This window comes from Kribbella sp. C-35 (assembly GCF_046549195.1).
GTDB lineage: Bacteria > Actinomycetota > Actinomycetes > Propionibacteriales > Kribbellaceae > Kribbella.
Window position 1 is genome coordinate 892041 of sequence record NZ_JAJPWG010000004.1, and the last position, 24859, is coordinate 916899.

Below are 24859 nucleotides of genomic sequence, written 5' to 3' on the forward strand. Positions count from 1 at the left end.
TTTCTCTTCCAGCTTCCCTCGCCGGCTTGTTTAAGTCAACTGCCTGACTTAGGCTCTTGGTTGCAGAAACCAACTATCTATCCCAGCCAGGAGGCTGCTGATGTCCGCTGCTTCATCCGTGCGCACCGGGACCGTCGTCCCGGTGCTCGCCTCGGCCGGTATCACGGTCGCGCTGATGCAGACCCTGGTGATCCCGCTGGTCCCCGAGCTGCCGCGACTGCTGCACGCGTCGGCCGCCGGCACCGCCTGGGCGATCACCGCCACGCTGCTCGCCGCCGCGGTCGCGACCCCGCTCATGGGCCGCCTCGGTGACATGTACGGCAAGCGCCGGATGCTGCTGATCAGCATCGGCATGCTGATCGCGGGCTCGGTCGTCGCCGCACTCAGCAGCTCCTTGACGCCGATGATCGCCGGCCGCGCGCTGCAGGGCCTGGCGTCCGGCGTGATCCCGCTCGGCATCAGCATCATGCGCGACGAACTGCCGGCCGAGAAGCTCGGTTCGGCGACCGCGCAGATGAGCGCCTCGCTCGGCGTCGGCGGCGCGCTCGGCCTGCCCGCGGCCGCGCTGCTCGCGGAGAACTTCAACTGGCACACGCTGTTCTGGGTGTCGGCCACCCTCGGCGCGATCGTGTTCGCGCTGGTACTGCGCTTCGTACCGGAGTCGGCGGTGCGCTCCGGCGGCCGGTTCGACGTACCGGGCGGGCTCGGCCTGTCGATCGGGCTGATTTCGTTGCTGCTGGCAATCTCTCAGGGCGCCGACTGGGGCTGGACCGGCGGGCGGACGCTCGGCCTGTTCGCGCTCGCGGTCGTGGCGTTGCTCACCTGGGGCTGGTGGGAGCGCCGTACCAGCGAGCCGCTCGTCGACCTGCGCACGACCGCGCGCCCACAGGTGCTGCTGACCAACCTGGCGTCGATGGTGTTCGGGTTCGCGATGTTCGCGATGTCGCTGGTGCTGCCGCAGTTGCTGCAGATGCCCAAGGCAACTGGTTTCGGGCTCGGCCAGTCGATGCTCGCGTCCGGTCTGGTGATGGGCCCGTCGGGTCTGATCATGCTGGTCGCAGCACCATTCTCGGCGAAGATCTCGAAGACCAGCGGCCCGAAGGTGACGCTGATGCTCGGCGCGCTCGTGGTCGCTGCCGGGTACGGCGTGGGCAGTGTGCTGATGAGCTCGGTCTGGCAGCTCGTGCTGGTGTCGCTGCTGATCGGCGCGGGCATCGGCCTGGCGTACGGCGCGATGCCCGCGCTGATCATGAGCGCGGTACCGGTCTCGGAGACCGCGGCCGCGAACAGCTTCAACACCCTGATGCGGTCGATCGGCACCTCGGTGTCCAGCGCGGTGGCCGGCGTGATCCTCGCGAACCTGACGATCAGCCTCGGCGGCTACACGCTGCCCTCGCAGAGTGGCTTCCGGGTCGTCCTGCTGATCGGCGCCGGCGCTGCGTTGACCGCACTGGCCATCGCCTCCTTCATCCCCCGTTCTCCTGCTTCAAGCGAGGAAGGCGAGCGTCCGCTCGAGGACGAGCTTGGCGGCGGCCTCGTCGTAACCCGGGAGGGATGAGTCGGCGAACAGGTGCTCCTTGCCGGGATAGAGGAACAGTTCGGCACCGTCGACGGCGGCGACCAGGGCCTTCGCAGCGTCCAGGTCGCCGCCTTCCTCGGTGAAGAACGGGTCCTCGTCCATGCCGTGCACCTGCACCGGTACGTCGCCCGGCCACGTGCCGAACTCCTCCACCGGCAGGCACGAGTAGTAGAAGAGCGCGCCGGCGGCACCGGGGCGAGTCTGCGCCAACTGCTGCGCGGGCACGACGCCGAGCGAGAATCCGGCGTACGCCACGCTCTCGGGCAGGCTCTGCGCAGCCTGGACGCCGCGCTCCGCGATGACGCCGAAGCCGGTCGCCCTCGCGTAGTCCATGCCCTCGTCCAGTGTCGCGTAGGTGTTGCCTTCGTACAGGTCCGGCGTGTGGACGATGTGGCCCGCCTGCCGTAGCTCGTCGGCGAACGCCTTCACCCCGTCGGTGAGCCCCTGTGAGTGGTGGTACAGCACGACCTCGGCCATCATCAGCTCCAATGATCCAGATATCTCGAACAATCGGCGATGCTAGTCTATTCGAACCATGTCGATCAACAGGTCGGTCCCTGATTACGAGCTCGCGGACACCGTGGAGCTGACCACCGCGGAGCAGGTGCGGGCGATCAGCGATCCGCTCCGGACGACGATTCTCGGGCTGCTGCACGAGCGGGCAGCGACCGTGACGGAGCTGGCCACCGCGGTCGGGCGGCCGAAGAGCACGGTCGCGCACCACGTGAAGGTACTCGCCGACGCGGGCATCCTGCAGGTGGTCCGGACCCGGCGGGTGCGGGCGATCGAGGAGCGGTTCTACGGGCGCGCCGCACGGATGTTCTTCGTCGGACTCGGCCGGCAGGGCGACCACGGGCAACTGCCGCACGACTTCAACGACTTCGAGGTCGCGGCCGAGGAGTCGAAGCCGGCCTACGACGCGGGTCAGATGCGCTCGTTCATCCGGCACGCCCGCATTCCCGAGGAGCGGGCCGCGGAGTTCTGGCAGCAGGTGGATGCGCTGATCCACACGTTCGACCAGCTCCCCCGCGCCGGCGACACGACGTACGGCTTCACGGTCGGCCTCTACCCGATCGGCGACTACCCGACGCTGCCACCGGCCGAAGACGAAGTCTGATCCTCTTCGGCTGCGAACCTGTCGAGTACGCCGACCAAGCGCTCGAGCACATCGCGGACGACGGCGTACTCCTGCTCGCCGAACTCCTCCTCGAACCGCCGCTCCAGCTCGATCAGATACCGGAATCCGTCACCCGCCACCGACCGGCCGTGCTCGGAGTAGTCGACCACCTTGGCCCGGCCGTCGTTCGGGTCGGACCGCATCTCCAGCAGGCCGAGCGCGACCATGTCGCGGATCACCTCGCCCATCGACTGCCGGGTGATCCCGGCCCGGGCGGCCATGTCAGCGGCTCGGGCGCCGTCGGGGTGCAGAAAGCCGAAGACCGAGTTGTGGGCCATCTTCACTTCGGTGTGCCCGGCGGCGTGCGCCCGGCGGACCATGTCGGCCTGCAACGCGCGATTGGCGCGCTCGACCAGCCCGATCAGCGGCTTGCGATCAGGCCGCGGTGCCTGAGGCCTTGACATGTCGTAAGGATACCTTCCAATATCTTGACAGGAATCCTTACATTATCAGGGGGGTCCGATGGAGGCCAGGGAGCTGCACCCGGTGGTGGCCGGTCTGTTCGCGCGGGGGCGGCGGCGGACGGTTCGGGTCGCGATCGAGCAGGAGTACGTCGTTGCCGCGGCCGATGGCGGCGTGGTGCCGATCGAGGAGGCGCGGCGGGCGGCGGAGGGGTCACTCGCGGCGCCGTACGTCAGCTTCGAGCCCGGCGGCCAGCTCGAGCTGAGCCTGCCGCCATCGCTCGATCCGATCGGCGACCTGCGTTCGCTGACTGCCGACCTCCGGCGCCGGCTGGCCGGGGTCACGCTGCGGGCGATCCCGGTCGACCCGCGACCGGACGTGCCGTTGCAGTTGACCTCGGCGCGGTACGTCGCGATGCAGCGGCACTTCGACCGCATCGGGCCGGCCGGTCGGCGGATGATGCGCCGTACCGCGTCCACCCAGATCTGTCTGGACTGGTGGCCGGGGCGGGCCGGGATCGAGCAGTGGCGGGTACTCAACCTCGCCGGGCCGTTCCTCGCAGCACGGTTCAACCGCAGCGACCGACTGGCGACCTGGCTGGCGGTCGACCCGTCGCGTACCGCGTTCGACGACAGCCTGCTGCGCGGCGAGGACCCGGTCGCGTCGTACGCCGCCTTCGCGGCAGCCGCCACGGTCTTCGTCGACGGGCCGATCGGGCACGTGAGCACCTTGTTCCCACCGGTCCGCCCGCGCGGGACGTACCTCGAGGTGCGCTTCCTCGACGCTCTTGAACCAGACGCAGTAGAGCGCGCAGTCGCCGTACTCAGGCAGCTCATGTACGACGACGTACGCCGACGCGACGTGCTGCGGGCGCTCGAAGGTTCTGATTCCGCGCAACTGTGGTGCGCGGCGGCGACCGGCGTACTCGATGAGGAGTTGGCGGCATGAGCGGAGCGTTGTTCGTGACCGACCCGTTGGCCGGCCTGCAGGGCGACATCGACGCCGGCGTCGGGTTGATGAGTGCGACGCAGGATCTCGGCGTCGACATCTGGTGTTGCGGTCCGGAGGAACTCGCGGTCGTCGACGGGCGGGTGTGCGCGCAAGCCCGGCGGATCCGGCTGCGGCCGCGGGTCGCCGGCGGCGATCATCGGTGGATCGTGGACTCGACGTGGTGGGACGAGCTCGGTACGGCGGTCGTCGACGTCGCGTCGTTCGAGGTGGTTCAGCTGCGGATCGATCCGCCCGTCGACGCGCGGTACCTGCACACGACGTACCTGCTCGATCTCGTCGAACAAGCGGGTACGCGGGTAATCAACCGGCCGGAGGGGATCCGGGCGATGCACGAGAAGCTCGTCGCGCTGCAGTTCCCCGAGTTGTGCCCGCCGACGTACGTCGGGGCTGATCCGCAGGCGCTGCGCTCGTTCGTGCGGAGTGTCGGGACGGCGGTCGTGAAGCCTGTCGACGGGTTCGCGGGGATCGGCGTCTGGCTCGTGCGGGACGACCGAAGCGCGATCGCGTTGCTGGAGTCGGCCACGCACGGCGGGCGACAGCACGTGATCGCACAGCAGTTCCTGCCGACGGTTGCGCAGGGCAACAAGCGGTTGTTCCTGCTGGACGGCGAGATCGTCGGCGCGGTCCTTCGGCGGCCGGCCGTCGACGACTTCCGGATCGGGCCGCCGGTCGCACCGGCCGAGATCGACGATCAGGATCGCGCGATCGTCGGCGTCCTCGGACCGGTACTGCGCAAGCACGGCCTGGTCATCGCCGGTCTCGACGTGATCGACGGCCGGCTGATCGAGGTCAACGTCACCTGTCCCGGCGGCATGCACAAAACCGACGCCCTGCTCGGGACCCATCTCAGCCACACCATCGTCAGCAGCCTGTTCGAAGGAGCACTGGTATGAACGAGCGTAGCGAGTTCATCATCAAGCACAGAGCGCCTCGTGTCTCATCGGCGCCCGGAGCGAAGCGAGGACGTCGATGAGCACCATCACCGTTGTCTGTATTGCCCTGCTGGGCATCCTGTTGTTCGTGCTCGGCGCCAACGTCACCCGGAACCGCGCGCTCCGCGGCGGCGGAAACCAGCTGCCGAGCGATCCCACCGACCGGTTACTGATCGCGGTCCGCGCGCACGGCAACGCGGCCGAGTACATCCCGACGATGATCGTGCTGCTGCTGGTCTGCTCGATGCTGTCCGACAGCAGGCTGATCGACGTACTCGCCGTCGCGGCCGTCGTCGTCCGGTTCACGCACGCGCTCGGCATGCTGCGGTCCCCCTCGCTCGCGACGCACGGTCCGCTCCGCGATGTCGGTGCCATGGGCACCTATCTGGTCGGAATCGCGCTCGGCGTCACCGCGATCGTGACGATCTGAAAGCGGTCGGAGTGGCGCCGGTGAGCTGGCGGAACATGCGGGCGAAGTGCTGGCTGGAGCTGAAGCCGAGGCTCAACGCGAGCGCGGTGATCGTCACGTCGCTGGATTCGAGGAGTTGGCGGGCGCGGTCGATCCGGCGTTCGTTGAGGTAGCGGTGCGGTGGCTGGCCGAGCTCACCGGCGAACAACTCGGCCAGGTACGCCGGGGCAAGCCCGACGCGATCCGCCAGCTCCTTCAGGGTCCAGTGCTCGTGAAACTCCTGGTCCAGCAGGCGTTTCACCGTGCGTACGGCGGGATGCATCGCGAGCTGCGGTACGGCGGCCGGCGCCAGCGACCGGGAGACCGCGAGCACCAGATGGTCCACCGCGAGCGCCAGTCCTGTCTCGGCGTACTCGTACCGCGTGGTCAACTCCCGGACCAGCTGCGCGAACGCGTACGCGAGCTCGCCGGCCTCCCGATGTACGACGGTCCGCGGCATCCTGAGTCCCGGGTGACGCGTGCCGACTACGTGCAGGTCGACCGCAGCGAAGTAGAAGTGGTGGTTGCCGGATCGACCCGCGAGGTGGTGAGTGACGCCGGGCGGTATGGCGAACAGGTGTCCTGGATGCAGTGCGTAGCTCTCGCCGCCGGCGACCCAGTGCGTGGTGCCGTGCTGCTGCAGGTAGATCTCCCAGACCGGATGCTCGTGCGGCTCGATCAGGAACTGCTCGGGGACCCACTGCTCGCCTGCGTGCAGCAGTCCGCTGCCCGGCGCGAAGCCGTCGGCGTGGAAGCCGGCGCGAAGGCCGCTGGGTCGGTGCAGGGACACCTGAAGATTGTGTCCAGTTGCCTGAACATCGGCAACGCATCCGGGGTCGATCATTCCTAGGTTGATCGTCATGGACGCTGACGACATTGCCTTCTACCGCGAGCACGGTTACTGGATCTCGCCGGTGATCGTGCCTTCCGACGTACTCGACGCGGCCGAGCGCGGGATGGAGCGGTTCTACGCGAACGATCACGATCGGGCGTTGCCCGACGTACCGGCGACTCGGGGCTGGCAGCCGACGGACGGCGACGTACTGCGGAAGAACGACTACTCGTCACTTCGGGTGGACGAACTGGCCGCGCTGGTGCGGCATCCGGCGATCGCCGCGACGGCGGCTGCGTTGTCCGGGGCGGAGGGGATCCGATTGTGGCACGACCAGTTGCTGTTCAAACCGCCGGGCGGATCAGCGCGGGTCGGGTGGCACACGGACCGGCAGTACTGGCAATCGTGTACGTCGGACGAGATGCTGACCGCCTGGGTCGGGTTCCATGACGTCGACGAGGTGAACGGGGCGGTCTCGTTCATGCCCGGCAGTCATCGATGGTCCGTGACCGGGCTGGACTTCTTCTCGCAGGACGCGGCCGGACTGGAGGCGTCGATCGTCGCGCAGGGGTTCGACCCGACTCCCGTCGTACCGCGGATGCGGCGCGGGCAGGTCAGCTTCCACCATTGCCGGACGGTGCACGGCAGTTCGGCCAACCTGTCGAACGCACCCCGCCGGTCGATCGCGATCCACCTGCAGCCGCTCGACAACCGCTGGCGGCCCGGTGCGAGCCACCCGAACGACACCCTCGTCCGCCGCAACCCCGACCCCGACTACACCGATCCGGCGATCCAGCCCCAACTGTGGCCGGCCGGCGAAATCCTCAGCGGGCCGACACGTCCTTGACCAGGGCGCCCTGTTTCATGATCGCCGCGAAGGCGGTCTCCGGGGTGGCCAGCAATTGGATGTCGTCCAGCGGATTGCCGTTCACGAGGATGAGGTCGGCGAGTGCGCCTTCCTCGACGACTCCGAGAACACCCGGATACGGATTCCGGGCAGCGGACAGCGACAACAGTTCGGCGTTGGTGACGGTCGCCATCGTCAGCACCTCGGCCGGCGTGAACCAGCGCGTCATCTTGGCGAGCTGCTTGCCCTGCTTGACCGCGAGCGCCGGATCGAACAGGGTGTCGGTCCCCCAGGCCAACCGGACGTCGTGCTTCTTCGCCAGCTCGTACGCCGTTTCCGTCCCGGTCACCATCTGCTCGAACTTCGGCCGGCTCCCGGGCGGGACGGGCGGTGCGTCCTCGTCGTCCAGGAAGGGCTGGAGCGACCACCAGACGTCGTTCTCCGCCATCAGCTCGACGGTCTCGTCATCGAGCAGCTGACCGTGTTCGATGCACTTGACCCCGGCCCGGATCGCCTGCTGGACCGCGCGCGGCGTGTAGGCGTGCACCATCACGTAGGTTCCCCAGTTCTCCGCGGCCTCGACCGCCGCGTGCAGCTCGGCCTCGGTGTACTGCGTGACGTCCAACGGATCGTACGACGACGCGACGCCGCCGCCCGCCATGACTTTGAGCTGCGAGGCGCCGAGCATGAGTTGTTCGCGCGCGGCCTCGAACACCGCGCTGACACCGTCGGCGATGCGGACGGCACCCACCAGCTCGGCGTGGCTCAGGTAGCCGGTCCGGCCACGGGGGACCTCGTGCCGGGCCCGGAAGTCACCGTGCCCACCGGTCTGCGAGATCATCGCCCCGGACGGGTAGATCCGCGGCCCCGGCACCAGGCCGTCGTCGATCGCCTGCTTGAGCCCGAGCGACGGGCCGCCGGCGTCCCGGACCGTCGTGAAGCCGCGCAGCAACGTGTCGCGCGCCGCCGCCGCGGCGACGATGTGCAGGAACCCGACATCGCCCGTCAACGCGGTCATCAGCGGCACCGAGGCGAAGATCGCGTGCCAGTGGGCATCGATCAGTCCCGGGATCAGCGTCCGCCCTTCGCCGGGTACGACGTACGCACCGGCAGGGATTTCGGCCGTCGGCGAGATCTCGTCGATGACTCCGTCGCGGACGACCACCTGCACCGGGTCCCCGACACTGCCGCGACGTACGTCCAGCACCCGCACCTGGTGAAAGACGGTCGGCTGTCCCTGGTCCGAAGTCACGGTGGCACCTCTCGCAATGGGTTCCCTTCCCGAGAGTAGGACCGTCCTGGTCAGGTCTGCTCACCCGATCTGGAGGAGGAAACCGCGACTCCGGGCGGTCACGCTCCTGATGACGCCGGAGGCAGTCCATGGAGGACACGCGCAAGGTCAGGACCGTGGTGGCGGTCGTCCTGCTGATCGCCGGGTGCGTGCTGGCACCGGTGGCGGTCACGGCGGCGTGGGCACGCACGCAGGTGACGAACACCGATCGGTACGTCGAGAACGTGGTCCCGCTGGCCGCCGACGCCGGCGTACGGACCGCGATCGCCGACCGGATCACGGACGTGATCCTCCGCAACCTGCCGGGGCGCATCGCGGACGGTGCCCGCGGCGTCGTCCGGGGCCAGGTCGGTCAACTGGTCGAGAGCGAGACGTTCCAGACGCTGTGGCGCAGCGCCAACCGAGCGGCGCACGAGCAACTGGTGGGCGCGCTGAGTGGGCGGGACGGACCCGTCGGCGTCAAGGGCGACACTGTCAGCATCGACCTCGGTCCGTTCGTCGCGGCGGCCAGAGAGCGCCTTGTCGCAGCGGGATTCAGTGCTGCGGAACGGATCCCCGATGTCCATCAGACCTTCGACTTGTTCTCCTCGCCGGAGCTGTACCGGGCCCAGCGCGGCTACCGCCTACTGGACCGATTCGGCACGGTGCTGCCGTTCGTCGCCGGCGGGTTGCTCGTCCTCGGACTCTGCCTCGCCGTCGATCGCCGGCGGGCACTGATAGGCACGGGACTCGGCGTGGCCGTCTCGATGGTGGCGCTGGGCATCGTCCTGGCGATCGGCCGGCAACGGTATCTCGACCGGCTGCCGGCTGAGCTCAGCCCGGTGACGGGAGCCGCCGCGTTCGACATCCTGACCCGATCCCTCCGGACGGCACTCCTGGTGATCTTCATCATCGGCCTGGTCGCGGCCGGCGCGGCTGTGGTCGCGGGACTCGTCACCCGACGTCGGTCGAGTCGAAGGGCGGGACCTGCAGGACTTCCAGAATGTTGACTCCGAGCATGTCGAGGTGGTTCAGGATGCCGGCCAGCGCTGCCTGGTCGGCGAGGTACCCGTGGAGCAGGGTCTGCACCGGCTCCGGATTCACCGCCAGTGCGGGAAACGCTTCGGTCAGCTCGTCCGACAACGTGCCCTGCACCCGGATCACGTAGTGGCCCATGGCAACGCCCCTTTCCGGCGCCACCCACTGTGCCGGACCAACGGCGGCAGGGCATCACCCTTCCCGGGCGATGGGTGGTCCGGACCACATCGGCTCCCCCGGATCGTGGGAGGCCGGCGCGCCGATCCGGCGGCAGGGTGGTGGAGTGGCCGACCCCGCACCGGAACCGGAATCGACCCACAAGGCTGCTCGGCGCCGAGTCCCCAAGGCGCTGGTGCGCGTGGGCCGGCTGCTGCTCGTCGCCGTCGTCGCCTGGCTGTTGCTGCGGCTGCTACGGGCCATCGACTGGAGCCAGGTCGGCTACGCGGTGACTCACCTGAGCCCGTGGCAGGTCGTAGTGGTCCTCCTCGTCCTGCCGATCCGCCGGTTCGTACTCGCGGTTCCGCTGGCACTGTTCGTGACCGGGCTCAGCGTTCCGCGGGCCATGGTCAACGACGTCGCGGCCACCTCGGTAGCGACGATCGCGCCGTCGCCGGGCGATGTCGTCGTACGGCTGGCAATGCTCCGATCGTGGGGCATCGACGCGAAAGCGGCGGCCTCCGGACTGACGCTCAGCACGCTGCTGTTCTACATCGCCCGGCTGGCCGCGCCGGTTCTCGGGTTCGTCATCTTCTGGGTCGGCTCGACCTTCTACGCACCGTTCGGCTGGGCAGCACTCGTTTTCGGTGCCGGGGCCGTCGCGTTGCTGGCCGGCCTGATCTACGCCGTACGGGCAGAGCGGACCGCCGCGGCGCTCGGACGGATGCTCGGTTCGTTGCTGCGCAAGGTGCGGCCGGCCGCCAACGGACCGGACGAGTGGGCCGAGCGACTGGTCGACTTCCAGGCCCACAGCGCGGGGCTCCTGAAAGCGCACGGCCGGCTCGCGGTTGTCAGCTTGTGCGGTCTGGTCGTCGTGGAGGCGGGTGTGCTCGTGCTGTGCCTCGGCTTCGTCGGCATCCCGCTGAGCGGCGCCACGATCCTTCTGCTCGTATGCACCTTCCTCGTCATCTATCCGTTCACCGGCCTGCCGCTGATGGGCGCGGGAGTGCTCGACGCGACCTACGCGGCGTTCGTCTCGACGCACAGTGAACTGGAGGCAACGGCACTGGTCGCCGGGCTGCTCGTCTGGCGGGTCGCTGTCCAGGTCGTACCGGTCGTGGTGGGCCTGCTGACGCTGGTGCGGTGGCGCCACCTCGATCGCCGGGCGGCGAGCCACCGTGCGACGTGACCGCCCGGATCACCTGGATCGGGTGATCCTGTCGTCGGCGCTGCTGGTGCTGGCGGCGCTGCTCCTCTGCGGCACGGAACCCGCCATGGCCGCGACCTCTCCGGACGATGTCGCGGCGCAGCAGTTGGCCGACCGTTACGCGCCCGTCGTCAAACTTCAGGACAGCGCAGCCCGATGCGCCGACGGCGAGCACTTCCAGCCGATCGACGTCCAGGCCGTGCTCGGCAATCAGGAGGTCGCCCTGCGCGGTCCTTGGCGGCCGCCCGACCTGATCAAGACCCAGCCTCAGGATACGGATCTCGGATTGCAGTACCCCGGGCACTTCCTGGACTTTCCGGGCGATCCGCTGCGCCCCGCCTGTGACTACGCCGACTGGTCCGCGCGGCTCAACGCCGAGTACGCCGCGACTGTCTACGCCCACGTCGCGCAGGACCCCGAGTACCCCGGACAGCTCTCGCTGGAGTACTGGTTCTTCTACGTCTTCAACGACTACAACAACACCCACGAAGGCGACTGGGAATCGATCCAGCTCATCTTCGACGCAGCCACGCCGGCGGCTGCACTGACCACGCCCCCGACGGCGGTGGGGTACAGCCAGCACGGCGGAGCCGAACGCGCGCGATGGGGAGACGCCAAGCTCGAGCTCGTCGACGGGACCCATCCGGTCGCCTACCCGGCGGCGGGTTCGCATGCGAACAAGTACGGGCGACGCCTGTACCTCGGGCGCGGCTCGGAGGGACTGGGCTGCGACGACACCACCGAGCCGCAAGCGACGATCAACCCCAAGGTCGCCTATGTTCCGCTGAACCGGGCGGACTATCTCGCGCAGTACCCCTGGCTCGCGTTCCAGGGCCGATGGGGTGAACGTCAGCGATCGTTCTTCGACGGACCGACCGGACCGAACATGAAGGAGTCCTGGACGGCGCCGATCCAGGACGCCGAGGCGAACTGGCGCGACGACAGCACGACCGTGCCCGCCGGAGCCTTGCTCGGACCGAGCAGCACCCGCGCCTTCTGTGCCGCCGTCGCCACCGGATCGAACCTGCTGCGCGAAACCCTCGACCGGACCTGGCTGCTCGGGCTCGTGCTCGCCGTACTCGTCGCGCTGGTGTGGTTCGCTGCCGCTCGGACACGGTGGTCCGACGCGGACCCGCTTCCCGCCCGTCGGCCACGGGCCTGGGGTCAAGCGGTGGCCTCTGCGATCCGCCTCTTCCGTCGACGACCGGGCCTGTTCGGCGGGTTCGCCGCCGCCCTGGGCGTCCTGGGCCTGATCACGGTCACGCTGGCCAACCTCCAGGCAGCCAGGCGGGACGCGCCGACCGACCTCGGCGCACCGACCGAGGACGCGACCGGCTTCTGGGCATCGATCCTCGCGCTCGCGGTCACCCTCCTCACGATCGCGACGTACGTCGTCCTGCTGGCGGTCGTGATGCGGACGCTCGATCAACTCGACCGCGGCGCCCCGGTGACAGCACGGGCAGCGCTGCGCCACGTGGTGACGATCCGATGGCAGCTGGCTCGGGCCGCCACGCAGTACGTCGTCGTGCTGTTCGTCCTCACGATCTTCGTGGCGACGATCCCGTTGGCCGTGTACTACGCCGTCAGCCGCGCGTTCATCGTGCAGGTCCTCGTCGCCGAGCACTGTTCGGGGTCTGCGGCGCTGAGACGCAGCCGTCGTCTGGTGGCGGGCCGGTGGTGGCGGACCGCCGTACCCCTGACGCTGGTGGTCGGGTCGGGGCTGGCCGTCGGGCCGATCGCCGGCATCGTCCTGCTGCTGGCGACGGACTGGTCACCGACGTTGATCAACGTGGTCTCGTCGATCCTGTTCGCGCTGGCGATGCCGATCGCCGCGGCGGCCGTGGCATACCTGTACTTCGACCGTGCCACCCCACGGTCACCTGGATCGGGTGAGCTGCCGGACGCGCCGCAGACCTATCCTCGGGACGGCCAGGAGCGCGTGGCGCACGACTCGCCGGCACTGCCAGCGGACTCCTGAGCGGACCAGAGGAGGTCGGGATGGGCCAGGCCGACAACGGACCCCCGGCCGGACACTCGACGAGCTGGCACCGATTCCACCCCGCCCACCTGCTGACGCTCGGTCTCCCGGTCGGCCTGGTGGCCGGCGCGCTCGTGACCGCGGTGATCTTCCTCGCCGTCGACCGCGGCGATCGCGCCGGCGCCTCCTCGTCCTCCGGCCAGGCAGATCCCGGTACGGCGATGTGCGCCGCGATCCCGGTCGCGAACCAGGTGCTGCCGTCGATCGTGACCATCTCGGCCCGTCGCGGCGCTGCCGCGGGAACCGGGTCCGGGCAGCTGATCCGCAGCGGCGGGTACGTCCTGACCAACGACCACGTCATCTCGGTCGCCGCGGGCTCCGGCGGCGCGGTGTCCGTGCGGTACAGCGACGGCCGCACCTCCGGCGCGACGATCGTCGGCCGCGATCCGAGTACGGACCTGGCCGTGCTGAAGGTGGCCGACGGCGCCGGCGACTATCCGGTCATCGAGCTCGGTTCGTCCGGGTCACTGCAGGTCGGCCAGCCGGTGATCGCCCTCGGTGCGCCGCTGGGACTCAGCAGCACCGTCACGTCGGGCATCGTGAGTGCGCTGGACCGCTATGTGCCGGTGCCGGGTGACGAGGTGACCCATCACCTGATCGGCGCCGTCCAGACCGACGCGGCCATCAACCCCGGCAACAGCGGTGGCGCGCTGGTGGACTGCGCCGGGCGCCTGGTCGGCGTCAACGCCGCGATCGCCACGGTTCCGGATGCCTCGGGCGCCGGCGGCGGCGGGAGCGTCGGCCTCGGCTTCGCGATCCCGGTCGATCTGGCGAACCCGATCGCCGAACAGCTGATCAGCACCGGCAAGCCGGGGCATCCGACGACCGGCCTCCAGGTCCAGGAGATCCCGCCCGCGGTCGCGAAGGCCGCCGGGACACCGACCGGTCTGTTCGTGCTGGGGGTCGACGCCGGTGGCCCCGCGGTGCAGGCGGGCCTGCAGGCGGGCGACATCATCACCAAGGTCGACGGCCAGCCGGCCGTCAGCAGCGAGCAGATCGTGGTGGCGACCTTGACCCGTCGGGCCGGGGACAAGCTCGAGCTGACCTATCTGCGGTCCGGCAAGCCGGCAGACACCACCCTCACGCTGGGCGCACCCTAGTGCGCCTCAAGTAACGCTGACCTCCGACGCGAGCAGATCCAGACCGAGCTGTCGCGCCAGGAACTGTGCCGCGAGCCGGCCTTTGACACTGTTGCCAGCGGCATCCAATCGAGGCGCGAAAGTCCCCAACGCGCCTTTGCCGGGTGACACCGTCACGATGCCGCCACCGATGCCGCTCTTCCCCGGTACGCCGACGTCGAGCAGCCAGTCGCCCGACGTCTCGTACAGGCCCGCGACGGTCATCACCGCCAGGGTCACCCGGGCGATGTCCGGATCCACCACCCGCCGCCGAGTCGTCGGACAGACACCACCATCCGCGAGGGTCGCTCCCATCACCGCGAGGTCGACCGCGGTGACCCGCAGGCAGCTCTGCCTGGTGTACAGGTCGGTCGCGGTCTCCGCATCGCCCGCCAAGGCACCGACGCTGTGCAGGAGCGCCGCCAGCGAACGGTTGCGATGGTTCGAGGCCAGCGCCGACGCCAGCGCCTCGTCGTCCAGGACGAGTTCACGTCCCGCGAAGGCCGACAGACCGTCGAGGATGAACCGCCACCGGGCATCCGGCGAATCGCCGGGCGCCAAGCCGGCCGTCGCGATCGCGCCGGCGTTCACCATCGGGTTCGTACGCCCGGTCGCCGACTGCTCCACCGCGCGCAGCGAGTTGAACGGGAGCCCGGTCGCGTTCACACCGACCAACTCACGCACGGCATCGACACCGATCGCCTGACAGACCAGCGCGAACACGAACGGCTTGGCAACACTCATGATCGTGAACGGCCGCCGCGTGTCCCCGGCCTCGAACAGCCGACCGTCGACGGCCGCCACACAGACCCCGAAGGTGTCCGCCTCGACGCGCTGCAGCACCGGATAGACATCGCTGATCGCACCGTCGGCAACGCCTCGGAACTTCTCGTACGCCGCGCGCACGATCTCCTCGACCCTGCCAGGGGTGGGCAGGCCGCCGGTCGATACGTACCTGTCGGCGGCGGACATCTCAGAACGACCAAACGAGTGGGATGACGAGGAGAGCGGTCGCGAGCCACCAGAGCATCACCGGCAGGCCCAGTTTCCAGTAGTCGCCGAAGCGATAGCCCGCGGGACTCATGATCATCATGTTCGCGGCCGTGGAGATCGGGGTGAGCAACGAGGCCGAACCGGCGACCGCGATCAGCATCAGCACGGGCTTGACCGACGTACCCGTGCCTGCCGCGGCCGCGACCGCGATCGGCGTGACGATCAGCACCGTCGCGGTGTTGCTCACCACCTGACCGAGGAGCGCGGTGAGGACGAACAGGGCCAGCAGCAACAGGTACGGGCGGCCGGCGCCGACGGCGTCGACGATCAGTCCGGCGATCCGATCCGCGCCGCCGCTCGACTGGATCGCACCCGACAACGGGATCAGGGCACCGATCAGTACGACGATCTGCCAGGAGATCGCCCGATACGCCTGCTGCGGCCGGACGACCCGGGCCAGCACCATCGCCGTCGCCGCGAGCAGGCCCGCCATCGCGGCCGGTAGGAGGCCGGTCGCGAGCAGCACGATCATCGCCGCCAGGATCCCTACCGCTGTCGACGCGTTGGCGCCCCAGGGAATCGCCTGGCGCCGGACGGTCTGCGGCGAGTCCACGAGCAGGATGTCCCGATCCTTGGTGAGGTCGTCCAGAGCCGCCCAGGCGCCGTGCACGAGCAGCGCATCGCCTTCGGCGAGCTGGGTCGGCCGCTTGCCGCGATCCTTGCCCATCCGCTGGACCGCGACGATGACGAGGTCGGGTCCGCGATGCATGCCCGGGAAGACCGTCTCGCCGACCAGCGACGACCGCGGCGGGACGATGGCCTCGACCACTCCGGCCTCGCGGGTCATCAGATCGTCGACCGGTGTCATGGTCACCGCGAGCCGGGCTTCGGCGGTCAGGCTGTTCACGTCTTCCTCGGCGCCGGTCACGACCAGCACATCGCCCACATCGAGCGCCGCTGCGTCGGGCCGATGCCGGCCGTGCCTGTCCTGGACCCCCGCGATCTCCACGCCCGGGTACGGCGAGAGGTCGAGCTCGCGTACCGGCCGGCCCACCAACGGCGACAGGTCGCGGACACGCAGCCGGTAGAAGCCGTCGGCCAGGGCGGCGTAGTGGGTGTCGAGGGTCTCGGCGTGCAGCGCGAGATCCGCGGCCGGGTGGGCCGGACGGGCGTTCGGCAGCAGCCGCGGACCGGCCAGCACCGAGATGGCGATCGTGCCTGCGACGAGTGGCACTCCGACCACCGCGAACGCGAAGAACGGGAAGTCGCCGGCCCCCGCGTCGTGCGCCGCCTCCGAGACGATGATGTTGACCGGCGAGCCCGTCAGCGTGAGCAGCGATCCGGCGCTGCCGACGAAGGTCAACGGCATCAGCATCCGCGACGGCGGCTCGCCGGCCCGGACCGCCAGCATGACGACGAGCGGCAGCAGCGCCGCGACGGCTCCGTTCAGGGTGATCAGCGCGGTCAGCACCGCGCACAGGCCGGTGACGGCGATCAGCAGCCGGGCTCGCGTCGTACCGGCGTACCGCACGATGGTCTGCCCGACCCAGGCGGTCACACCGGTCGAGTCGATCCCCTCGCTCACCACGAACAACGACGCGATCAGGATGACGACCGGATCACCGAAGCCCGCGACCACCGCGGGAAAGGCGACCAGGCCGCTGGCCCACAACACCAGTGCCGTGAGCACCGCGACCACCTCGACCGGCAGCCGGTTCCAGATGAACACCGCGACGACGAGCCCGAGGACGATCAGGCTCAGCGTCGCGTCGTCCATCACTGGCCCTAGCCGAGGTGCACCGGTGCGGACGGGCCCCAGGGAATCCCGATCAGGTACCAGACGATGTAGAACAGGGCCCAGGTGACCAGCACGATGCCGGTGTAGGGCAGCATCATCGACACCACAGTGCCCATACCGGCCCTCTTCCGGTACTTCTGGCACACCAGCACGATGAACGGCAGGTACACCATCAGCGGCGTGATCACGTTCATCGGGCCGTCGCCGACCCGGTAGGCCGCGACCACGGTCTGCGGCGCGATGCCGAGCCGGTAGAACAGCGGGATGAAGATCGGCGCCAGGATCGCCCACTTCGGGATCACTCCGGGCATGATCAGGTCGATGATCGCCACCAGCAGGATGAACCCGATCAGCAGCGGCAGCGCCCCGATGTCGGCCCGCTCCAGCAGATCCGCGAGACCGGTCGCGGCCAGCGTCGACATGTTCGTGTAGTTGAAGTAGGCAATGAACTGGGCGATCAGCAGCATCAGGAAGATCAGTCCGCCCAGCCCGTTGAAGGTCTTCACGATCGCGTTGATGACGTTGGTGCTGCCGGTCAGCGACTGCGCACCACGGCCGTAGCCGAGACCGGCGGCCAGGAACAGCATCGAGATGATGAAGAGCAGACTGCTCATGAACGGCGACGACCCGAAGATCTCGCCGGTGTCGGGATTGCGCAGCGGAGCCCCGGGAATGAAGGTCAGCGCCGACACGATCGCGACCGCGACCAGCAGGTAGTAGACCGACCATCGCAGCCCACGGGACTCCAGCCGCATCTCCTCGTCCGTCGGCCGGTGATCGGCCGGCGCGTCCTCGGGGGCCTCGGCCGGGTCGTACCTGCCGAGCCGCGGCTCGAGGATCCGTTCGGTGATGACCGTCATCACGATCGCGCAGAAGATCGTCGCGGCGATGCTGAAGAAGAAGTTGTGCGTGACGTTGAGGTGGACGTCGGGCGCGACCAGCGCGATCGTCTCGTTGGTGACTTCGGTGATGATGCCGTCCGCCGGGGTGATCAGCACGTTGACGAAGAACGCCGCGCTGACCCCGGCGTACGCCGCCGCGATGCCGGCCAGCGGGTGCCGCCCGAGGGAGGCGAACGCGGCCGCACCCAACGGGATCAGGACCAAGTAACCGGCGTCGGAGGCCACGCTGGAGATGCCGCCGAGCAGGACGATGATGAACGTGATCAGGCGTCGCGGCGCGACCTTGACCATCTTCCGGATCAGGGCCGCGATCAGACCGGCCTCCTCGGCGACGCCGACGCCGATCATCGCTACCAGGATGACCGCGACGACGCCGAAGTCGTTGAAGTTCTGGACCGCCGTGGTGAAGATGTAGCGGATCCCGTCCCCGGTCAGCAGACTCTCGGCCTTGATCGTCTCCTGGTGCACCTCGTAGTCCGGCACGGCGGGCGCCGGCGGCGCGTCGTTGCCCGGAACGCTCGTGCCGCCCGGGTACTCCGGTGCGACCTCGACCGTCGCGGGTTCGACGACCTCGGTCGTGACGCTGGTGCCCGCCCAGGACAGGATCTGGGAGAGCACGATCACGAGGACGATCAGGGCCAGGAAGATCAGCGCCGGGTGCGGAACCTTGTTGCCGACCTGTTCGATGCCGTCGAGGATCCGCTGCATCCGGCCCTTCTTGGTCGGCGTCTCCCCCGCCGCCTTGGCGTTCACGATCGGCTGTTCGTCGGTGGCGTGAAGGACAGCGCGAACTCGATCAGCAGCTTCGTGCCGAAGCCGGTCGCGCCCTTGTTCCGCCAGGTCCGCGGCGCCGCCAGCTGCGCGGTGCCGGCGATGTCGACGTGCGCCCAGGGAAGCCCGGCGACGAACTCCTCGAGGAACAGCGCGGCCGTGATCGACCCCGCGTTGACGCCGCCCATGTTCGTCAGGTCGGCGACCGCCGAGTCGAGCTGCGACCGGTACGGCCGGTGCAACGGGAGCTCCCAGACCGGCTCGTCGACGGCCTCGCCCGCGCGCCGGAGTTGCTCGACGACAGTGGCGTCGTTGCCCATCACGCCGGCGATCTCGACACCGAAGGTCCGCAGGCACGCACCGGTCAGGGTGGCGATGTCGACGATCGCGTCGACCGGCTCCTCGGTCGCCAGCGCCAACGCGTCCGCCATCACCAGACGTCCCTCGGCGTCGGTGTTCAGCACCTCGACCGTCGTTCCGTTGCGCATCCTCAAGACGTCACCGAGCTTCAGCGCCGATCCCGAGGGCATGTTGTCGGTGCACATCAGATACCCGGTCACCGCCGACGTACATCCGAGGTCGCGCAGCGCCGTCATGGCCGCGAGCACCGCCGCCGCCCCGGTCATGTCGTTCTTCATCTGCGCGTGCGACTCGTCGCTCGGTTTCAGGCTGATGCCGCCGGAGTCGTACATGATTCCCTTGCCGATCAAGGCGATCCGGCCAGTAGGCTGCTCGGGCTCGTACCGCAACCTGACCATGCGAGGCTGGTCGACGCTGCCCCGGTTCACGCCGAGCAGGCCCCCGCAGCCCAGCGCGATCAGCTGCTGCTTGTCGAAGACCTCCACCCGCAGTCCGGCCGGCGGACCGACCTCGAGCGCGACCTCGGCCATCCGTTCCGCCGACAGCGTGCTGGCCGGACAGTTCGCCAGATCCCGTCCGAGGCAGTACGCCGCGGCGACGACCCGGCCACGCTCCACGCCGAGACGGGCAGCCTCAGTGTCCTCGTCGGAGGCGACCACCGTGAGCGACTCCAACGTCGGCTCGTCGGCGCCACGACCGACGAAGTACCGCCAGCGGGCGAGCAGCACGCCCTCGGTCACAGCCTGGGCGAAGTCTGTGACCGAGATACCGGCGGCCCGTGACGGCACCTCGATCGCGAGGCGCCGGTGCCACGGGACGGCCCGGGCGAATTCCGCGGCCAGGTCGCGCGCCAGCGTGGCGTCGATCTGGTCCGGTGTCCCGATCCCGACGGCGACCCGAACCGGCCTGCCGCCGTGTGGTTGCACCAGCGTCTGGCCGCGTTCGCCGGTGAAGCCGGCAGCCGCCAGGCCCGCGGCGTCGATGCCGAGCTCGGCGCCGGGCTCGGCAGCTGCCGCGACCGGAACCGCGAGCGCGTCGGCCTCGGCTTCGGTCTGCTTCAGCGAAGCGACACCCACAGCCGCCCCTCGCCGGGTCGAGGGAATCGGATCGAAGTCGTCCGGGATCGTGTTCACGAGACCTCCTCCTGCCAACTGCTCCGGCGCCGGGTCAGGACTGCAGGGCCGCGACGAGCTCTTCCTCGCGCTCGCGCGTCAGGTTGGTCTGCAGGATGGTCGGGCTGTACGGCTTCAGCGCCTCGACCACTCGGTCGACGGTGGCCGACCGCGCCAGCAGGAACACGGCAGCGTGGCCCTCCTGCAACTCCTGGCCGATCTCCTTGATCAGCTGGTCACTGACGCCGATGTCGGTCAACTTGCCGCTGATCGCACCGCTGGCCGCACCCACGACCAGACCCGCGAGCGGATTCAGGAAGATGAGGCCGATCAGCGAGCCCCAGAGCGCCCCGCTGGCGGCGCCGACTCCGGTCAGGTTCACGGTCTGCTGAATGCGGACCTTGCCCTTGGCGTCCTTGTAGGCGATCGCCGCGTCCTCCCGCTGCAACAACTGCTGCTTGGCCAGGTCTTCGGTGAGCTGCACGACGCGCTCGGCGTCCTCGCGGCTGTCCAGACCGAGCACCACCAGATGGGTCATGTCGGATTCCTCCCGGGGATGGCGCGTCGAAGGTGCGCGCCGACCGCCTCATCCCACCAACGCGCCGCGCGGCCGTCCTCCTCCGATTAAGGTGATTCCCGGCAATTCGGGTGAGGTCGCGGTCATTCCTGCTTGCGCTGCGCCTTCGGGACGCGCGCCCCGATCCACACGGCGACGACGACCAGCAGACCGATCCCGACCAGCCAGCCCCACAGGCCCTCGGAGACCGGGCCGAGCCGACCCAGCCCGAAGCCGCCCGGGTCCTTCGCGTCCTGCAGCGCGACGATGTAGGCGATCACCGCGCGCTTGTCCTCAGGCAGCAGGACGGCGTCGGAGAAGACCGGCATCTGCTGCGGTCCGGTCAGCATCGCCTGGTACATGTTCCGCGGCGTGGTCGACATCAGCGACGGCGCGTACCGGCCGTTCGGCAGTGCGCCGCCCCGGCCGGCGAAGTTGTGGCAGGCCGTGCAGTTCGTCCGGAACAGCTCCCCGCCCCGAGTGACTTCCTCCTGCGTCGCCTTGCTGACGTCGTACGACTCGGACGCCGGGATCGCGGGTCCGGGAGCGAGCGAGGCGATGTACGCCGCCAGCGCCGCGGTCTCGTCCTCGTTGTAGACGGGCGGCTTCTGCGGTATCTGCGCTCCAGGCTGGGTAGCAGGCATCCGCCCCGTGCTGACCTGGAAGTCCACTGCGGCCGCACCCACCCCGATCAGCGACGGGCCGGCCATCCGGCCCTCCCCGTTGGTCCCGCCCTCGGCGTGCAGCCCGTGGCAACTGGAGCACCCGACCGCGAACAGCCGCCGTCCTTCCTCGATCTGCTGGGACTGGGGACCGTCCGCGCCGGCCGCGCCGTTCGGGACCAGCGCGGCGTAGGCCAGGCCGACGGCAACCAGCGCCGTACCGACCACCGGCAGTCTGAGTCGGGACCTGAACCTCGAGCCGCGCAGCTTTCGCGGTGTCGTACCACCGGCATCGCGCATCTCCGCACCTCCTGGACGCCGCGGACTCCAGCAGAACCGAGCCCGGCGTTCTTGGGATCACCCGAATCGGGGGAGCCGGGGACGGGTCAGCGGGAATCGCGTGCGGCCTGCCGTCGGCTGCCGAGCGCGCGGGTGGAGGCATCCTTCTTGAGGCCCCCGGTGGTCTTCGCCGCGCGCGGCCGCGGGTTCGTCGCCGGCGCGGGCTTGCCGGCCGGTCGCTTCGCGGGGGCGAGCGCCGGACGGGCCGACCGCCCCGCCGCGATCCGCTCGGCGCGCAGTTCCATCGAGGCTCGCCGCGCGGCGGCTGCGACTTCACGGCTCACGGTGGCCAGCACCGACTCGAACAGTTCGGCTTTGTCCCGGTCGCGCTGGTTCCGCGCGTACGACAGGCCGCGGCCGCCGGCGTCGGCGACGGCCGCGCTCGCGCCGCGCCGGTAGTTCTTGACGTACTTCGTCCGTGTCCGCCGGATGCGCTGGTGCAGGTCCAGCAACTCGTCCTCGTCCAACTGCTTCAGTGCGTCCCGCTCGGCCTCGGCCACCAACAGCCGCTCGGCCTCGGTCAACGAGTTCAGCAGGCCCTGATTCATCGCAGTCTCCTTTGTCCGCCGGTCTCCACCGCAGGTGCCGCCTGGAGCAGTCCGACCCCGCGCGCGACCCGAAGCGCCGCGGACCGCTTCTCGACACCGAGTTTTCGGTACAGCGCCATCAGGTGGGTCTTCACCGTGTTCTCGGTGATGAACAACGCCTTCGCGATCTCGGTGTAGGAGTTGCCGAGCGCGAGCTGATCCAGGACCTCGGCCTCCCTGGCCGTCAGCCGGATCCGCGCACCGTTCACCACAGCGCTGAGGCGACGAGGCGGTGCGGCCTGTGCGTCCGGCCTGGTCCGCGCCAGCAAGGTCATTCCACCGGACCCGGTCGATCTGCTCTTGTAGGCGGACAGCTTCTCGAGCGCGATCGCGGCGAACGGGTGCGAGTTCGGACTCACGACGTACTCGCGGAGCTGGTCGAGGAAGACCGGCTCACCGCCTGCGGGGATCAAGGCATGCAGGATGCGCTGCGGTGCCACTCGAATGAGGGTGTCGACCAACGACGCCTCGGCAGCGACCGGGTCGGCCGCCCGCACCAGCAGAATGGTCCGGAAGGCGGCCGCCGCTGATGCGACCGGTGGGTAGATGCCCGGACGGGCCAGTACTCCGTCGATCATCGACACCGTCGCCCGCAGGTCGCCTTGCCCGATCGAGAGCATGGCCCGCAGCAACTCGGCCTCGGAGCCGCTTCCGGCCCGGTCGAGCTCCGCGAGTTGCACCACGGCGCCGTGCTCGTCCCCGAGCAGCACCGCCAGCCGGAACCGCAACAGCGCCCAGTCGCGCGCCAGGAACGACGGCAGCGGACCGACCGCGGCGGGATCGGCGGTCAGCTCGGACGACGCCTCGTCCAGCCGGCCGTCCTCGATCAGCAGCACGCTCCGGAGCATCGCGCGCAGTGCCGCGACGACCGTGTCGGACTCGGCTGCTTCCGTCACGGCGACGAGCTCGTGCCAACGCCACGCCTCGTCGCGCCGCAGGTCGCTCAGCGCCGCGAATCCCAGCACCACATAGGCGCGTACGGCGTACTCCGACGGGAGTTCGTCGCCGCCGGTGTCGAGCGCTTCCCGGGCCGACCGGGCGGCATTCCGCACCTGACCGCGGACATACTGCACGATGGCTCGGTGGACGAGTCCGCCGGCGATCAGCCTGGCATGCGCCGCCATCCGTGCCGAAACAAGCGCCTCGTCCAGGTGCGCCGACGCGCTGTCGAGGTCGTCGGCCCAGGTCTCCGTCGCGGCCAGCTCGATCAGCAGCCAGGCCAGCCGTTCCGGGCCGAGTACGGCGGCGGTACGTCGGCCGCCCGCCGTCCGGTCCAGCGCCAGCAAGGACCGGGTCCGATCGATCGCCGCGTGGACGTCGTGCCATCCGTACCGGGACTTCCACAGCCGCAGCAGCACCGCGTCCGCGTCGAGGGCGTCGTCGTCGGGTGTCGGTGCCGCCGACTCCCGTTCATCGGTCAACCGGTCCGCCGCGGCCGCGTCCATCATCGCGCCGGCCACATCTCCGGACCCGCGACGCAGCAGGCCGCGGACACCGGTCAGGTGCGGGTGCGTCTCGAGGTAGTCGGCAGGAAGGACCGCGAAGGCGGCGGCGACCAGATCCAGTTCGCCGGCCGCGAGCAGCTCAGGTCCGCGGCCCAGCACGATCCGCGCCACGAGTGCCGGATCCTCGGCGCCCAGTGCGCCGCGCAGCGCGGCGACGCTCTCGCCACGGCTCTCGTAGTACAGCGCGGACCGGTGCTGAGCGGCCGCGACGATCCTCGCGCACTCTGCGCTCCCGACGACCTTGCGCCGCAAGAGCTCGACGAGCAGCGGGTGATAGCGGTACACCGGCTCGCTGGCCGCACCGTCGACGTACGCAGTGACCAACAGCCCGTTGCGGGCCAGCTCCCCCAGCACGGCGGGCGCATCCGAGTCGTCGCTCAGCATCGCGGCCAGCTCGCCGGTGACCGACGGGACTCCGAACGTGCTCAGCAACATGGTCTGGACGCGCTCGTCCAGGGTGCTGAACGTTTCGCCGAGAAACAGGTCGAGAACCGGGCCCTGGTTGACCAAGGACCAGGCGACTTCGCCGGACGCCGCGAAGGTCCGGGCCGCGAGGACCAACGCGGCCGCCCAGCCCGCCGTGTTGGCCTGGAACAAGCGAATGTCCTCGGCCGTCGCCTGGCCGGCGTGCGCCCTCACCAGTTCGGTCGCCTCGGCGTCCGTGAAGCGCAGGTCCCGCGAGCGCAGCGTCAGCGCCAGGCCCCGCAACTCGAGCTCCGACACAGGCAGCGGCAGGTCGTACCGGCTGGCGAGCACGATGCGCAGCGAGTGCGGCGACTTCCGCAGTACCAGCGCCAGATCCGCCAGCATGGTTGCCGACAGCAAATGACCGTCGTCGACGACGACCAGACCGGGAACCGGTGGGTCGCCGGCCATCGCCTGCTCGAGAATGCGTTCGAACGAGCTCGCCGCGTGCCCGCCGACCCACGTCACCGGCGTACCAGGCGCTCGCCTGCGAGTCACCCAGTCCGACAACAGGACCGTCTTGCCGGTGCCGGCCGGTGCGACCAGCAGCGTGAGCGGCGACCGTACGCCGAGGTCGAGCGCGGCATGCAGGCGCTCCCGAACGACCAAGGTCGACGGCGGACGGGGGATGCTCCCCACCCCCTGCGGGTCCCCTGTCTGGTGCTGCCGGTCGATCGAGGTCACCCTCGTCGCCCTTCCCCTGGCCGACGTACTGCCCTTCTTGACCGATGTGACCTGGTCTTGAACTCTGTCG

The 24859-nt window shown here is 69.6% G+C and carries 23 protein-coding genes; 10 read left to right on the forward strand and 13 right to left on the reverse strand.

Features of this window, described 5'->3' with window-relative positions:
• The first annotated feature begins 100 nt into the window (after positions 1-100).
• Positions 101-1558, forward strand: coding sequence for an MFS transporter (locus ACLJOO_RS30070; RefSeq protein WP_410790836.1), 1458 nt, complete (start codon positions 101-103; stop codon positions 1556-1558).
• Here ACLJOO_RS30070 and ACLJOO_RS30075 read toward each other — a convergent pair.
• Positions 1487-2089 carry a dienelactone hydrolase family protein gene (locus tag ACLJOO_RS30075; RefSeq protein ID WP_410790837.1) on the reverse strand — a complete coding sequence of 201 codons (603 nt, stop codon included), beginning with the start codon at positions 2087-2089 and terminating at the stop codon, positions 1487-1489. The genes ACLJOO_RS30070 and ACLJOO_RS30075 overlap by 72 nt on opposite strands.
• 25 nt (positions 2090-2114) lie before the next feature.
• Between ACLJOO_RS30075 and ACLJOO_RS30080 the strand changes: the two genes are divergently transcribed.
• Positions 2115-2696, forward strand: a complete 582-nt coding sequence (locus tag ACLJOO_RS30080) for an ArsR/SmtB family transcription factor (protein WP_410790838.1) — start codon at positions 2115-2117, stop codon at positions 2694-2696.
• Here ACLJOO_RS30080 and ACLJOO_RS30085 read toward each other — a convergent pair.
• Positions 2660-3160, reverse strand: coding sequence for a MarR family transcriptional regulator (locus tag ACLJOO_RS30085; RefSeq protein ID WP_410790839.1), 501 nt, complete (start codon positions 3158-3160; stop codon positions 2660-2662). The genes ACLJOO_RS30080 and ACLJOO_RS30085 overlap by 37 nt on opposite strands.
• 58 nt (positions 3161-3218) lie before the next feature.
• On the opposite strand from ACLJOO_RS30085, the gene ACLJOO_RS30090 reads away from it, so the two are divergent.
• From ACLJOO_RS30090 to ACLJOO_RS30100, 3 genes are all read left to right on the forward strand, one after another.
• The gene (locus ACLJOO_RS30090) at positions 3219-4106 is read left to right on the forward strand and encodes a glutamate-cysteine ligase family protein (protein ID WP_410790840.1); all 888 of its coding nucleotides are present in this window, start codon (positions 3219-3221) and stop codon (positions 4104-4106) included.
• Positions 4103-5062 (forward strand): hypothetical protein, encoded by a 960-nt coding sequence (locus ACLJOO_RS30095; RefSeq protein WP_410790841.1) that lies wholly within the window; start codon positions 4103-4105, stop codon positions 5060-5062. The genes ACLJOO_RS30090 and ACLJOO_RS30095 overlap by 4 nt, the downstream gene beginning before the upstream one ends.
• Positions 5063-5138: 76 nt before the next feature.
• Complete coding sequence (locus tag ACLJOO_RS30100) at positions 5139-5531, forward strand: MAPEG family protein (protein ID WP_410790842.1); 393 nt, start codon at positions 5139-5141, stop codon at positions 5529-5531.
• Here ACLJOO_RS30100 and ACLJOO_RS30105 read toward each other — a convergent pair.
• Entirely contained in the window at positions 5509-6339 is an 831-nt protein-coding gene (locus ACLJOO_RS30105) for a helix-turn-helix domain-containing protein (protein WP_410790843.1), read from the reverse strand. The two genes, ACLJOO_RS30100 and ACLJOO_RS30105, sit on opposite strands and share 23 nt — an antisense overlap.
• A gap of 70 nt (positions 6340-6409) precedes the next feature.
• Between ACLJOO_RS30105 and ACLJOO_RS30110 the strand changes: the two genes are divergently transcribed.
• Positions 6410-7228: a phytanoyl-CoA dioxygenase family protein gene (locus ACLJOO_RS30110; RefSeq protein ID WP_410790844.1), complete on the forward strand. Its 819-nt coding sequence runs from the start codon at positions 6410-6412 to the stop codon at positions 7226-7228.
• Here the strand turns inward: ACLJOO_RS30110 and ACLJOO_RS30115 are convergent.
• Entirely contained in the window at positions 7206-8480 is a 1275-nt protein-coding gene (locus ACLJOO_RS30115) for an amidohydrolase family protein (RefSeq protein WP_410790845.1), read from the reverse strand. The genes ACLJOO_RS30110 and ACLJOO_RS30115 overlap by 23 nt on opposite strands.
• 128 nt (positions 8481-8608) lie before the next feature.
• Between ACLJOO_RS30115 and ACLJOO_RS30120 the strand changes: the two genes are divergently transcribed.
• Positions 8609-9508: a hypothetical protein gene (locus tag ACLJOO_RS30120; RefSeq protein ID WP_410790846.1), complete on the forward strand. Its 900-nt coding sequence runs from the start codon at positions 8609-8611 to the stop codon at positions 9506-9508.
• Here the strand turns inward: ACLJOO_RS30120 and ACLJOO_RS30125 are convergent.
• Positions 9453-9674: a hypothetical protein gene (locus ACLJOO_RS30125; RefSeq protein ID WP_410790847.1), complete on the reverse strand. Its 222-nt coding sequence runs from the start codon at positions 9672-9674 to the stop codon at positions 9453-9455. The two genes, ACLJOO_RS30120 and ACLJOO_RS30125, sit on opposite strands and share 56 nt — an antisense overlap.
• 70 nt (positions 9675-9744) lie before the next feature.
• Here ACLJOO_RS30125 and ACLJOO_RS30130 point away from each other — a divergent pair, with 70 nt between their 5' ends.
• From ACLJOO_RS30130 to ACLJOO_RS30140, 3 genes are read left to right on the forward strand one after another with little or no spacing between them, the layout of a single operon-like run.
• Positions 9745-10881 carry a lysylphosphatidylglycerol synthase domain-containing protein gene (locus ACLJOO_RS30130; RefSeq protein WP_410790848.1) on the forward strand — a complete coding sequence of 379 codons (1137 nt, stop codon included), beginning with the start codon at positions 9745-9747 and terminating at the stop codon, positions 10879-10881.
• Entirely contained in the window at positions 10871-12877 is a 2007-nt protein-coding gene (locus tag ACLJOO_RS30135) for a hypothetical protein (RefSeq protein ID WP_410790849.1), read from the forward strand. The genes ACLJOO_RS30130 and ACLJOO_RS30135 overlap by 11 nt, the downstream gene beginning before the upstream one ends.
• Before the next feature lie 20 nt (positions 12878-12897).
• Positions 12898-14037 carry a S1C family serine protease gene (locus tag ACLJOO_RS30140; RefSeq protein ID WP_410790850.1) on the forward strand — a complete coding sequence of 380 codons (1140 nt, stop codon included), beginning with the start codon at positions 12898-12900 and terminating at the stop codon, positions 14035-14037.
• Between the two features lie 6 nt (positions 14038-14043).
• Here ACLJOO_RS30140 and glsA read toward each other — a convergent pair whose 3' ends face one another.
• The 8 genes from glsA to ACLJOO_RS30180 form a co-directional block, all read right to left on the reverse strand.
• Positions 14044-15027, reverse strand: a complete 984-nt coding sequence (gene glsA, locus ACLJOO_RS30145; protein WP_410790851.1) for a glutaminase A — start codon at positions 15025-15027, stop codon at positions 14044-14046.
• Position 15028: 1 nt separating this feature from the next.
• Positions 15029-16825, reverse strand: coding sequence for an SLC13 family permease (locus ACLJOO_RS30150; protein ID WP_410790852.1), 1797 nt, complete (start codon positions 16823-16825; stop codon positions 15029-15031).
• A gap of 8 nt (positions 16826-16833) precedes the next feature.
• Complete coding sequence (locus tag ACLJOO_RS30155) at positions 16834-18501, reverse strand: AbgT family transporter (RefSeq protein WP_410790853.1); 1668 nt, start codon at positions 18499-18501, stop codon at positions 16834-16836.
• Positions 18498-20012, reverse strand: coding sequence for a leucyl aminopeptidase family protein (locus ACLJOO_RS30160; protein WP_410790854.1), 1515 nt, complete (start codon positions 20010-20012; stop codon positions 18498-18500). The genes ACLJOO_RS30155 and ACLJOO_RS30160 overlap by 4 nt, the downstream gene beginning before the upstream one ends.
• A gap of 34 nt (positions 20013-20046) precedes the next feature.
• Positions 20047-20529 (reverse strand): DUF1269 domain-containing protein, encoded by a 483-nt coding sequence (locus tag ACLJOO_RS30165; RefSeq protein WP_410790855.1) that lies wholly within the window; start codon positions 20527-20529, stop codon positions 20047-20049.
• Positions 20530-20651: 122 nt separating this feature from the next.
• Positions 20652-21509, reverse strand: a complete 858-nt coding sequence (locus ACLJOO_RS30170; RefSeq protein WP_410790856.1) for a c-type cytochrome — start codon at positions 21507-21509, stop codon at positions 20652-20654.
• Positions 21510-21595: 86 nt separating this feature from the next.
• Entirely contained in the window at positions 21596-22096 is a 501-nt protein-coding gene (locus ACLJOO_RS30175; protein ID WP_410790857.1) for a hypothetical protein, read from the reverse strand.
• Positions 22093-24789, reverse strand: a complete 2697-nt coding sequence (locus ACLJOO_RS30180; RefSeq protein WP_410790858.1) for a LuxR C-terminal-related transcriptional regulator — start codon at positions 24787-24789, stop codon at positions 22093-22095. The genes ACLJOO_RS30175 and ACLJOO_RS30180 overlap by 4 nt, the downstream gene beginning before the upstream one ends.
• Between the last annotated feature and the right edge of the window lie 70 nt (positions 24790-24859).